This is a genomic window from Ruminococcus hominis (assembly GCF_014287355.1).
GTDB classification, from domain to species: domain Bacteria; phylum Bacillota; class Clostridia; order Lachnospirales; family Lachnospiraceae; genus Schaedlerella; species Schaedlerella hominis.
This window is the reverse complement of sequence record NZ_JACOPE010000001.1, coordinates 1,585,623-1,597,888: the sequence shown is the minus strand read 5'-3', so window position 1 is coordinate 1,597,888 and position 12,266 is coordinate 1,585,623. Positions and strand designations below refer to the sequence as shown.

At 37.8% G+C, this 12,266-nt stretch carries 12 protein-coding genes, 4 tRNA genes and 1 other annotated feature; all 16 genes read left to right on the top strand.

Features of this window, described 5'->3' with window-relative positions:
- The first annotated feature begins 41 nt into the window (after nt 1–41).
- Nucleotides 42–3,797 (top strand): phosphoribosylformylglycinamidine synthase, encoded by a 3,756-nt coding sequence (locus H8S40_RS07120; RefSeq protein ID WP_186864921.1) that lies wholly within the window; start codon nt 42–44, stop codon nt 3,795–3,797.
- Between the two features lie 228 nt (nt 3,798–4,025).
- Nucleotides 4,026–4,098, top strand: a tRNA-Val gene (locus H8S40_RS07115).
- Nucleotides 4,099–4,127: 29 nt separating this feature from the next.
- A tRNA-Met gene (locus tag H8S40_RS07110) sits at nt 4,128–4,201 on the top strand.
- A gap of 85 nt (nt 4,202–4,286) precedes the next feature.
- Nucleotides 4,287–4,359, top strand: a tRNA-Val gene (locus H8S40_RS07105).
- 25 nt (nt 4,360–4,384) lie between these two features.
- Nucleotides 4,385–4,458 (top strand) — tRNA-Met (locus H8S40_RS07100).
- Between the two features lie 174 nt (nt 4,459–4,632).
- A complete protein-coding gene (locus H8S40_RS07095) occupies nt 4,633–5,025 on the top strand; it encodes a hypothetical protein (protein ID WP_118723646.1) in 393 nt (130 codons plus the stop codon).
- 3 nt (nt 5,026–5,028) lie between these two features.
- Nucleotides 5,029–5,574 carry a 2-C-methyl-D-erythritol 2,4-cyclodiphosphate synthase gene (gene ispF, locus H8S40_RS07090; protein WP_186864920.1) on the top strand — a complete coding sequence of 182 codons (546 nt, stop codon included), beginning with the start codon at nt 5,029–5,031 and terminating at the stop codon, nt 5,572–5,574.
- A gap of 7 nt (nt 5,575–5,581) precedes the next feature.
- The gene (locus H8S40_RS07085) at nt 5,582–6,721 is read left to right on the top strand and encodes a GNAT family N-acetyltransferase (protein WP_186864919.1); all 1,140 of its coding nucleotides are present in this window, start codon (nt 5,582–5,584) and stop codon (nt 6,719–6,721) included.
- 59 nt (nt 6,722–6,780) lie between these two features.
- Nucleotides 6,781–6,996: a binding site (T-box leader), on the top strand.
- A 94-nt stretch (nt 6,997–7,090) separates the two neighbouring features.
- Nucleotides 7,091–7,762, top strand: coding sequence for a serine O-acetyltransferase EpsC (epsC, locus tag H8S40_RS07080; RefSeq protein WP_330638872.1), 672 nt, complete (start codon nt 7,091–7,093; stop codon nt 7,760–7,762).
- A gap of 59 nt (nt 7,763–7,821) precedes the next feature.
- Complete coding sequence (gene cysS / locus H8S40_RS07075; RefSeq protein WP_186864918.1) at nt 7,822–9,228, top strand: cysteine--tRNA ligase; 1,407 nt, start codon at nt 7,822–7,824, stop codon at nt 9,226–9,228.
- Nucleotides 9,213–9,653, top strand: a complete 441-nt coding sequence (locus H8S40_RS07070; protein WP_117989042.1) for a Mini-ribonuclease 3 — start codon at nt 9,213–9,215, stop codon at nt 9,651–9,653. The genes cysS and H8S40_RS07070 overlap by 16 nt, the downstream gene beginning before the upstream one ends.
- 19 nt (nt 9,654–9,672) lie before the next feature.
- Nucleotides 9,673–10,449 (top strand): 23S rRNA (guanosine(2251)-2'-O)-methyltransferase RlmB, encoded by a 777-nt coding sequence (gene rlmB, locus H8S40_RS07065; protein ID WP_022075551.1) that lies wholly within the window; start codon nt 9,673–9,675, stop codon nt 10,447–10,449.
- Between the two features lie 21 nt (nt 10,450–10,470).
- Nucleotides 10,471–11,082 (top strand): sigma-70 family RNA polymerase sigma factor, encoded by a 612-nt coding sequence (locus tag H8S40_RS07060; RefSeq protein ID WP_117989041.1) that lies wholly within the window; start codon nt 10,471–10,473, stop codon nt 11,080–11,082.
- Between the two features lie 197 nt (nt 11,083–11,279).
- Nucleotides 11,280–11,588, top strand: coding sequence for a 50S ribosomal protein L21 (gene rplU / locus H8S40_RS07055; protein WP_022075549.1), 309 nt, complete (start codon nt 11,280–11,282; stop codon nt 11,586–11,588).
- Between the two features lie 2 nt (nt 11,589–11,590).
- Entirely contained in the window at nt 11,591–11,923 is a 333-nt protein-coding gene (locus tag H8S40_RS07050) for a ribosomal-processing cysteine protease Prp (protein ID WP_118723653.1), read from the top strand.
- A 5-nt stretch (nt 11,924–11,928) separates the two neighbouring features.
- Nucleotides 11,929–12,213, top strand: coding sequence for a 50S ribosomal protein L27 (rpmA, locus tag H8S40_RS07045; RefSeq protein WP_022075547.1), 285 nt, complete (start codon nt 11,929–11,931; stop codon nt 12,211–12,213).
- The last annotated feature ends 53 nt before the right edge of the window (nt 12,214–12,266 follow it).

Here is a 12,266-nt window from a genome sequence, read left to right as displayed (position 1 = left end):
GTGACATGTAGAAAATAGATTACATGCAAAGGAGAACCAATATGAGTAATGTAAAACGTGTATATGTTGAAAAAAAGGCTGATTTTGCAGTACAGGCAAAAGAGTTGCGTCATGAGATCAAACATTATCTTGGAGTACCTGATGTGACAGGTGTTCGTGTTCTGATCCGTTATGATATAGAGAATGTTTCTGATGAAACTTTTGAAAAAGCTTGTCATGGCGTATTCGCAGAAGCCCCTGTTGATATTTTATATAATGAAACATTTCCTATGAAAGAAAATGAAACTGCATTTTCTGTAGAATCTCTTCCAGGTCAGTTTGATCAGCGAGCTGATTCAGCAGAACAGTGTCTGCAATTCATTAAAGAAGATGAGCGTCCGGTTGTAAGAACTGCAATAACTTATGTTATTGAAGGAGATATAACAGACGCAGAATTAGATGCCATCAAGCATCACTGCATCAACCCTGTAGATTCTCGTGAAACTGGTTTCGACAAACCAGAAACACTTGTCACTGTCTTTGATGAGCCTGCTGATGTGAAAATTTTTGATGGTTTTAAAGAAATGCCAGAAGAGGAATTGAAGGCATTGTATGATTCACTTGGTTTAGCTATGACATTTAAAGATTTCCAGCATATTCAGGGATATTATGCAAATGAAGAAAAAAGAGATCCTTCCATGACAGAAATCCGTGTTCTGGATACATACTGGTCTGATCATTGTCGTCATACAACATTTTCTACAGAGTTAAAATCAGTAAGTTTTGATGATGGAGACCTCAGAGAACCTATCGAAAATACTTATAAACAATACTTAAAAGATCATAGTGAAATTTTTGCAGGTCGTGAAGATAAGTTTGTGTGTCTGATGGATCTTGCATTAATGGCAATGCGTAAACTCAAAAAAGAGGGTAAATTACAGGATCAGGAAGAATCAGATGAGATCAATGCATGTAGTATCGTTGTTCCAATAAAAGTAGATGGTGTAGAGGAAGAATGGCTGATCAACTTCAAAAACGAGACTCACAATCACCCTACAGAAATTGAACCATTTGGTGGTGCTGCAACTTGTCTTGGCGGTGCAATACGTGACCCACTTTCTGGCCGTACTTATGTATATCAGGCTATGCGTGTAACAGGTGCTGCTGATCCGACAGTGTCTGTCAAAGAGACATTAAAAGGTAAACTTCCACAGAAAAAACTCGTTCGTGGTGCTGCAAAAGGATATAGCTCATACGGAAATCAGATTGGTCTTGCAACAGGTGCCGTAAAAGAAATCTATCATCCAAATTATGTTGCAAAACGTATGGAGATTGGAGCTGTACTGGGAGCCGCTCCAAGACGTGCTGTTATTCGTGAAACATCTGACCCGGGTGATATCATCATCTTACTTGGTGGACGCACAGGCCGTGATGGATGTGGTGGTGCAACAGGATCTTCCAAGGTACATACAGAGCAGTCTATTGAAACATGTGGAGCAGAAGTCCAGAAAGGTAATCCACCAACAGAACGTAAAATCCAACGCTTATTCCGCCGAGAAGAAGTTAGTAAATTAATTAAAAAATGTAACGATTTTGGTGCCGGTGGTGTTTCTGTTGCAATCGGCGAATTGGCAGATGGTCTTAGAGTAGATTTAGATAAAGTTCCTAAAAAATATGCCGGCTTAGACGGAACAGAGATTGCGATTTCTGAATCGCAGGAGCGTATGGCCGTTGTTGTTGATCCAAAAGATGTTGAAGAATTCATGGCATATGCAAAAGAAGAAAACCTTGAGGCTACAGAAGTTGCTGTCGTAACAGAAAGTCCAAGACTTGTTCTTACATGGAGAGGAAAAGAAATCGTTAATCTTTCACGCGCATTTTTGGATACAAACGGTGCACATCAGGAAACAAATGTAGCAGTGGATATCCCATCGCTTGAAGAATCTGTTTTCCAGAAACAGGAAGTAACTGATGTAAAAGCAAAATGGCTTGACGTTTTAAAAGATTTAAATGTATGTTCGCAGAAAGGACTTGTCGAAATGTTTGACGGTTCTATCGGAGCAGGCTCTGTATTTATGCCACACGGTGGAAAATATCAGATGACAGAGACACAGGCTATGGTTGCTAAAGTTCCTGTTTTAAATGGAACAACAGATGCAGTATCTATGATGAGTTTTGGATTTGACCCATATCTTTCAAGCTGGAGTCCTTACCATGGAGCTATTTATGCTGTTGTAGAATCTATTGCAAAGATTGTAGCAGCCGGAGGGGATTACAAAAAGATTCGTTTTACATTCCAGGAATATTTCCGTCGTATGACAGAAGATCCTAAGAGATGGAGCCAGCCATTCGCTGCACTTCTCGGAGCATATGATGCACAGCTTGGATTTGGGCTTCCATCAATTGGCGGTAAAGATAGTATGTCAGGAACATTCCAGGATATTGATGTACCACCAACACTTGTATCATTCGCTGTAGATATGGCAACTGAAAAAGAGATTATCACACCTGAATTGAAAAAAGCAGGCAATAAATTAATTCTTGTCAAAACAGAACATAATAAATATGATTTACCAGTATATGAGCAGATTATGGATCAATATGGTAAATTTGCAGATGATATCCATAATGGAGCTATTGTATCCGCATATGCACTTGATCGTCACGGAATCATCTCTGCTGTAAGTAAAATGGCATTTGGTAATGGTCTTGGAGTAGAATTGAATTCAGAGCTCTCTGCCATGGATGCCTTTGCCCCTGCTTTTGGAGATCTTGTAGCAGAAGTAGCTGCTGACAAATTAGATAAATTAACTGTAGATTATAAAATAATCGGTGAGGTAAGCGAAAATAAACTGTTCAAATATGGTGATGCCGAAATTACTCTTGCAGAAGCCAAAGCAGCATGGGAAGAGCCATTAGAAAAAGTATTTGCCACAAAATCTGCTACAAGCAGTGATGAAAAGATTAAGGAACGCCTGTTCAATACATCTGATATTCATATTTGCAGCCATAAACTTGCACAGCCAACTGTGTTTATTCCTGTTTTCCCAGGAACAAACTGTGAATATGATAGCAAGAAAGCTTTTGAAAGAGCCGGTGCTAAGGTTATTACAAAAGTATTTAAAAACTTAGATGCAACTGGAATTCGTGAATCTGTAGATGAATTTGAGAAGGCTATTTCTCAGGCTCAGATGATTATGTTCCCAGGTGGATTCAGCGCAGGAGACGAGCCGGATGGTTCCGCAAAATTCTTTGCAACTGCATTCCAGAATGCAAAAATCAAAGAAGCTGTAGAAAAATTGCTTAACGAACGTGATGGACTCGCTCTTGGAATTTGTAATGGATTCCAGGCATTGATCAAACTTGGTCTTGTACCATATGGACAGATTGTCGGACAGAATGAAGATTCACCAACATTAACATATAACACAATCGGTCGCCACATTTCTAAAATGGTATACACAAAAGTTGTTACAAATAAATCACCATGGCTTCAGAATGCACAATTAGGCGGTGTATATACTAACCCGGCATCTCATGGTGAGGGTCGTTTTGTAGCAAATGATGAGTGGATTGAAAAACTTTTTGCAAACGGACAGGTAGCTACACAGTATTGTGATCCAGAAGGAAATATCAGTATGGATGAAGAATGGAATGTAAATGGCTCCTACTATGCGATTGAAGGAATTACAAGTCCAGATGGAAGAGTACTTGGTAAAATGGCTCATTCCGAACGTCGTGGAGATTCTGTTGCTATTAATATTTATGGAGAACAGGACCTCAAGATATTTGAATCCGGTGTAAAATATTTTAAATAATATTTTATATAATAAAACCTTAAATTGTACAATTTAGAACAAGGGATGTATCTGATAAATAGGGGTCAGATACATCCCTTTTCTATATATAAAGCATATAAATTGTAGAAAATATAGATACTTTTAGAAAAAATCAAAAAAATTATAAAAAGGTGTTGACATTTACTGGATATAATTGTATACTAACGAAGTCGGTTGCGAGAGAAACGCACCAATCACTGATAATAAGGGATCTTAGCTCAGCTGGGAGAGCATCTGCCTTACAAGCAGAGGGTCACAGGTTCGAGCCCTGTAGGTCCCATACCCTTAATGATTATCAGTAAGATATATGGCGGAATAGCTCAGTTGGCTAGAGCACACGGTTCATACCCGTGGTGTCGCTGGTTCAAATCCAGTTTCCGCTATTTGGCTAAAGCATGTTGACAGTTTGCAACATTGTTGTTATACTAGCCTAGTGAGTTCTTTGGAACTTACCAAGTATTGCTTCTTGGGATCTTAGCTCAGCTGGGAGAGCATCTGCCTTACAAGCAGAGGGTCACAGGTTCGAGCCCTGTAGGTCCCATAGAATTTCAATATATACATATCATGGCGGAATAGCTCAGTTGGCTAGAGCACACGGTTCATACCCGTGGTGTCGCTGGTTCAAATCCAGTTTCCGCTACTTAAAAGACTTAGCATTATGCTAGGTCTTTTTCTTTTCCATTTTTCAAATTTAAAACAAAATTCCAGACCATTTCGTGTTTATATTGCCGAAAAAGTATGTTACATGATACAATAGCTTTAAATGTATTGCCATATCCAAAATATCAGATATGGAAAAACGGAGGATAGAGATATGAACAAAAAGACAAACTATATTCTAAGACTTATGCTGGGAATGTATTTAGCATTTATCGGTGTTAATCTTATTAGGGAAACACTTGCCGCACACCCAAGCGATTTGGCATTTAAACTTTTTATGGGAATCATCTTTGTTATCATTGGAGCCGGTTATACTATCTGGATCATCAAAAGAATGGTTTCATCAAAAAAAGCAGAGCAAGAGGAGCAAAAACGTGCGGAAGCTGCTGAGGCTGCATTGCAAAAAATGGAACAGCGCAGACAACGCGTACTCACACAAAGCCGCACTGCACCAATGCCATCACCGGCTGAATTAGAAGCAGGTATGAAAGAACTCAAACAGGGTAACAACGAGGATAATAAAGAATCAGATTACGAGGAGAAATAAAACATGCGAGTAGGGATGGGCTATGATGTTCACAAATTAGTAGAAAACAGAGATTTGATATTAGGCGGAGTTACAATTCCTTATGAAAAAGGACTGCTTGGTCATTCTGATGCAGATGTCCTTTTACATGCAATTATGGATGCACTTCTTGGTGCTGCCGCACTTGGAGATATAGGAAAACATTTTCCGGATTCCGATGATAAATACAAAGGAATCTCCAGTATAAAATTATTAGAGCATGTCGCAAAATTATTAGATGAAAATCAATATATTATAGAAAATATTGATGCAACTATCATTGCACAGAAACCTAAGATGCGACCATATATTGACCAGATGCGTGAAAACATTGCCGAAGCATTAAATATAACGATAGAGCAGGTAAATGTTAAAGCAACGACAGAGGAGGGCCTTGGTTTTACCGGAAGCGGAGAGGGCATTTCTTCTCAGGCAATCTGCGCACTGGAGAAATTAACAAACTATAGTAGCTATGATGTAACTTTTGACAGAGCATGTACCAATTGTCAGGGATGTCAAAAGGAGCAGTAAAAAGGTTATGAAAACAAGGAAGTTAGAACTAAATGAGCATAATCTGACAAGAGCTTTGTGGGAAGAGATTTTCAATGAAGATTCAAAGAAATTTTTGGATTATTATTACTTTATGAAAGCGAAGGACAATGAAATATATGTGATCGAAAATGACCAGGAAATTTGTTCCATGCTACATTTAAACCCCTATGCCTTAAAACTTGAAGATACACAATTCCAAGGAAGTTACATTGTTGGTGTTGCAACAAAACCGCTTCACCGAAAAAAAGGATATATGGGCACTCTATTACGCCAAAGCTTATCAGATATGTACAAACGCAAAGAGCCTTTTACATTTTTAATGCCTGCTGCAGAATCTATTTACACGCCATATGATTTTCGCTTTGTTTATGATCAGAATCATACAACACTGACAGATGTTAAGAATATAGATGGATACAAAAGCGTAGAGGCGACTTTTTTTGATTGTGAAAGGGTTGCTGCTTTCTACACCGAAAACATAGAGAAAAACTGGCAAATCTGTACATTGCGAGACAGCGCATATTATCAATCGCTTTTATTAGAACGCCAAAGTGAACTTGGCGGTATCCGAATGGTTTTTGAAGAAGATAAATTGATTGGTATATTTACTTATATGATGGAAGACGGATTGGAAATTATGGAGCCGCTTTTTCTTCCTGGATATGAAAGTGCAATGGAACAATCTGTCACCCAGTTAAAAACTGAGAAAAATATTTCCGGTAATGTAAAAATTTATGCTTCTTTGATTGATACTCAAGAAAAAAAGCCAGCCATTATGGTTCGAATTTTACACCTTGAACAACTTTTAAAGACATTAAAAGTAAAACCCGGCAAACAATTACATTGCTCTTTTGCCATTCTGGATTATATTCTCCCCCAAAATAGCAAGGTATGGGAAATATATAACGATTTAAATAGCCCTGATACACCGAATGTGCTCCACGTAAGAGAAACGGAAGATTCTGAGGGCGTTTTAACGATTGGTGCATTGACAAGTTTCGTATTTGGCTATAAAACACTCGAAGAAGTTGCGAAAGAAGAAAATGTAATACTTACAGACCATTTGGCGGAAGAACTAAAAAAACTAAAACCACTTAATCGAATCTATTTAAATGAAGTTGTTTAAAGAGAATCTGTTGACAAAATTAAGAATTTTGCATAATATATAGTGTATCGGTATAGAGATAAAAAGCGAAGAACGAAAAGAGTAACAAGCAATTGACTCACCAGAGAGAAGCTGTCGTCGGCTGAGAGCAGTTTTTGAGGAAACCTTGTGAAGTGCATTCGGGAGCTGATTTTGTGAATCAAGTAGCAAAATACGGGTGACGAACGTTATACGTTATGAGTGAAAGAATTAATTCTTTTAATAGAGTGGAACCGCGGATAAACTTCGTCTCTTGTTTAGAGATGAAGTTTTTTATTTATATACTAGGAAAGTGCTTTTCTGTTATATGAAGTAAACACTCTGTATGAAAGCGAGGAAAGAATTATGGGGATGATATCCTATATTAAAGAAGAAATTAATGTTGTAAAAGATCGTGATCCAGCAATCAAATCAAATTGGGAAGTCTTGCTGTATCCAAGCTTTAAAGTTATGCTGAGTTATCGAGTTGCACATAAGCTATATACGAAAAAACATTATTTTATGGCAAGATGGGTTTCACAGAGAGCTGTTCGAAAGACAGGTATCGAGATACACCCTGGTGCAACAATCGGAAAAGGACTCTTTATTGATCATGGAAGTGGTGTTATCATCGGTGAAACAGCAATTCTCGGAGATAATATTACTCTTTATCAAGGTGTTACTCTGGGAGGTACCGGGAAAGAAAAAGGAAAACGCCACCCAACCTTGAAAGATAATGTTATGGTAAGTGCAGGTGCTAAAGTAATCGGTTCTTTTACTATCGGAGAGAATTCTAAAATTGGTGCCGGTTCGGTCGTATTGGAGGAAGTTCCACCAAACTGTACAGTAGTCGGAGTCCCTGGCCGTATTGTCCGAAGAGATGATAAAAAAGTACCTCGTGAAGAATTGGATCAGGTACATCTTCCAGATCCGGTTCTTAATGATATCCGAGAATTGCAGATTGCCAATTTTCAACTGCACGAACAGCTTCTTGCAATGGAAGAACGCTTAAAAAAATGTGTAGAGCAAAACTGCAAAAATTAAAAAACAATAGATATTTCAGATACAGCAGTATCTGTTAAAGTAACAAGGAGGAAATATAAATGAAACTGTATAACACGATGTCAAAACAAAAAGAAGAATTCGTGCCATTAGAAGAAGGGAAAGTTAAGATGTATGTCTGCGGTCCAACCGTATATAACTTTATCCATATCGGCAATGCACGTCCTATGATTGTATTTGACACAGTCAGAAGATATTTTGAATATAAGGGATTTGACGTGAACTTTGTATCAAACTTTACAGATGTCGATGATAAGATTATCAAAAAAGCAAATGAAGAGGGTGTTACAGCTGAGGAAATTTCAAAAAGATATATTGCTGAATGCAAAAAAGATATGGATGGCATGAATGTAAAACCTGCTACAAAAAATCCTCTTGCAACAGAAGAAATTGGCGGTATGATAGAGATGATCCAGTCTCTGATCGACAAAGGATATGCTTATGAAAAGAATGGAACTGTATATTATCGTACACGTCAGTTCAAAGAATATGGAAAATTATCACATAAAAATTTAGATGATCTTCGTTCAGGTAATCGTTCCCTTCTGGTAAGCGGAGAAGATGAAAAAGAAGACCCATTGGATTTTGTTCTGTGGAAACCAAAAAAAGAGGGAGAACCTGCATGGGAATCTCCTTGGAGTGAAGGAAGACCTGGATGGCATATTGAGTGTTCTGAAATGTCAAAAAAATATTTAGGAGAACAGATTGATATTCATGCTGGTGGAGAAGATCTTGTATTCCCACATCATGAAAATGAAATTGCTCAGAGTGAAGCTGCAAATGGAAAAGAATTTGCAAAATATTGGCTACACAATGCATTTTTAAATATCGATAATAGAAAAATGTCAAAATCACTTGGCAACTTTTTTACAGTTAGAGAAATCAGTGAAAAATATGATTTACAGGTACTTCGTTTCTTTATGTTAAGTGCGCATTACAGAAGTCCATTGAACTTCAGCAGTGATCTAATGGAAGCTGCAAAAAGCGGATTGGATCGAATTATCACTGCCACTGACAACTTAAAATTCCTGGCCGATAATGCAAAGACAGAGACACTTACAGACATTGAAGATGATGCGCTTACAAAAACTCAAAACTATGTCGCAGCCTTTGAAAAAGCAATGGATGATGACTTTAATACTGCTGATGCAATTGCAGCAATCTTTGATCTTGTAAAATATGCAAATACAACTGCAAATGGTGATAGTTCAAAAGCATATGTTTCAGCTTTATATGAGTTGATCGTAAAACTTGCAGATGTACTTGGTGTTGTAGTTGAGAAAAAAGAAGAGCTTTTAGATGCCGATATTGAAGCATTGATCCAGGAACGTCAGGCAGCCAGAAAAGAACGTAATTTTGGCAGAGCAGATGAAATTCGTGATGAACTTTTAGCTAAAGGAATCATTTTGGAAGATACAAGAGAAGGTGTAAAATGGAAAAGAGCATAACAATGGATTTTCGCGATTGTATTGAAAATGTGCTCCAATTAAAAGAGGTGGATGTGAATCAATATTCACCTCTTGTTTTAGCATATATCGGTGACTGTGTTTATGATTTAATCATCAAAAGTATGATTATTAACAATGGAAACAAGCAAGTAAATAAATTACATGAAGAGACTAGTCATCTTGTACAGGCTTCAACACAGTCGTTAATGATGCGTACAATGCAGGAGCATTTAAACGAAGAAGAGCATGCTGTCTACAGAAGGGGGAGAAATGCAAAATCTGTTTCTCCGGCCAAAAATCAATCAATCACCGACTATCGTCGTGCAACAGGATTTGAAGCACTCGTCGGTTATCTTTACTTGAAAAAGAGATATGCACGCTTAATGGAACTGATTAAAATAGGATTAGACAGTTTGGAAAATTAAGAAAAGTAAGGAGAAGATCATGTCAGAAAAAATCGAAAAAGAATTTGACAGAGACCATCGTGAACATACTCTGGTCGTAGAAGGAAGAAATGCTGTACTGGAAGCTTTTCGCTCAGGCAAACCGATCGATAAGGTATTCGTCCTAGATGGATGTCAGGACGGACCTATACGTACAATTATAAGAGAGGCTAAGAAACACGACACAATTATTAACTTTGTTAATAAGGATCGTTTAAACCAAATTTCTACAACAGGCAAACATCAAGGTGTAATTGCATATGCAGCTGCCTATGAATATTCTGAAGTGGAAGACATGTTAAAACTGGCTGAAGAAAAAGGGGAAGATCCATTTCTTATTTTATTAGATAATATCGAAGACCCGCATAATCTTGGTGCGATTATACGTACTGCAAATTTAGCCGGAGCGCATGGTGTTATTATTCCAAAACGCAGAGCTGTCGGACTTACTGCAACAGTTGCCAAGACCTCTGCCGGTGCTTTAAATTATACTCCTGTTGCAAAGGTTACAAATCTTGCAAAAACAATGGAAGAATTAAAAGAAAAAGGACTCTGGTTCGTATGTGCAGATATGGGCGGTGAATCCATGTACCGCTTAAATTTAAAAGGACCAATCGGTCTTGTTATTGGAAATGAAGGAGAGGGTGTTGGAAGACTTGTAAAAGAAAAATGTGACTTTATTGCAAGCATTCCAATGAAAGGTGAAATCGACTCCTTAAATGCATCTGTGGCAGCAGGTGTACTTGCCTACGAAATTGTTCGCCAGAGACTAAATTAGTTTGAAAGGATAACTGGTTTCATGAATACATATAATAAGATTCCAGATGAACAATTAATCCGTCGTTTGAGAAATGGTGAAGATGAGATCATGGATTATCTTATGATTAAATATAAATCGATGGTCCGCCGAAAAGCAAGGGCAATGTATTTGATTGGAGGCGATAACGATGATCTAATCCAGGAAGGGATGATTGGATTGATCAAAGCTGTTCGGGATTTTGACTCTGAAGCCGGACAGTCTTTTTCCGGTTTTGCAGAACTATGTGTATCACGTCAAATGTATTCTGCAATTGCTTCATCAAAAAGGAAAAAACATATCCCGTTAAATTCCTATGTTTCTCTTTATGATGAAGGAAATCATGAAGACGAGAAAGCACTTCCGTTAATTGATACGATTGAACCTGAAGTTGAAAATAATCCGGAAACACTTTATTTCGGGAAAGAATCTTCAGAAGCATTTATCGAGGAATTAAAAGAGAACTTAAGTGATCTGGAAAATCGAGTACTATATTTACATATGCTGGGAACAAATTATCGGGATATTGCAAATTTACTTGATAAAAGTCCAAAAACGATTGATAATGCACTTCAGCGCATCCGAACAAAAGCCGGAAAACTTTTAAGCCAGTAAAACAAATTCAAAAATGTAGCGGTTCATCATTTCATCTGAACTACTACTAAAAAACAAAACAAACGAACTTTTTCAAAAAGAAGTATTGACAAATGATAAAGAGAATGTTATATTCTATGAGTATGCCGCACAGCGAGGTTTAAGAGCTGTATTTACAGACACCGTAGCTGGCGAGTAATGATAATAGGAGGTGCCATATGTACGCGATTATAGCAACAGGTGGTAAACAGTACAAAGTAGCCGAAGGCGATATCATTAAAGTAGAGAAACTTGGTGTAGAGGCTGGAGAAACTTATACATTCGACCAGGTACTTGCAGTAAACAATGATAAACTGGTTGTTGGTAACCCAACTGTAAACGGAGCATCCGTTACTGCATCCGTAATCGGAGACGGAAAAGCAAAAAAAGTTGTTGTTTACAAGTATAAGAGAAAGACTGGATACCATAAGAAAAACGGTCACAGACAGCAGTTTACAGCAGTTAAGATCGAAAAGATCAACGCTTAATTATGATTAATGTAACTATTTATGTGGATGAAAAGCAGACATATACAGGGTTTGATGTGATTGGACATGCAGGATATGATGAATATGGTCATGATATCGTATGTGCCGCTGCGTCAGTATTAATTATTAATACATTAAACTCGATTGAATCCTTTACAGAGGATGAAACAAGTTGTGTTAGTGATGAAGATACAGGTAATATCGAATTTCGTTTTACAAAAACTCCTGGACATGATGCTCAACTGTTGATGAAATCCATGGTTCTCGGTTTACAGAGCATGGAAGAAGATGACAGTTACAAGCCATATATTGATATTATTTTCGAGGAGGTGTAACTACCATGATGAAATTAAACCTTCAGTTTTTTGCTCATAAAAAAGGAGTGGGTTCTACAAAGAACGGTCGTGACTCCGAGGCTAAGAGATTAGGTGCCAAAAGAGCTGACGGACAGTTTGTAAAAGCTGGTAACATCCTGTACAGACAGCGCGGAACTAAGATTCACCCAGGTGTGAATGTTGGACGTGGAGGAGATGATACTCTCTTCGCACTGGTTGACGGTGTTGTTAGATTTGAAAGAAAAGGAAGAGATAAGAAACAGGTTTCTATCTATCCAGTAGCTGAATAATCATCAGTTCATGAAGGCAGGAAGTATTTCCTGCCTTTTTTCTCTGCCAGAAA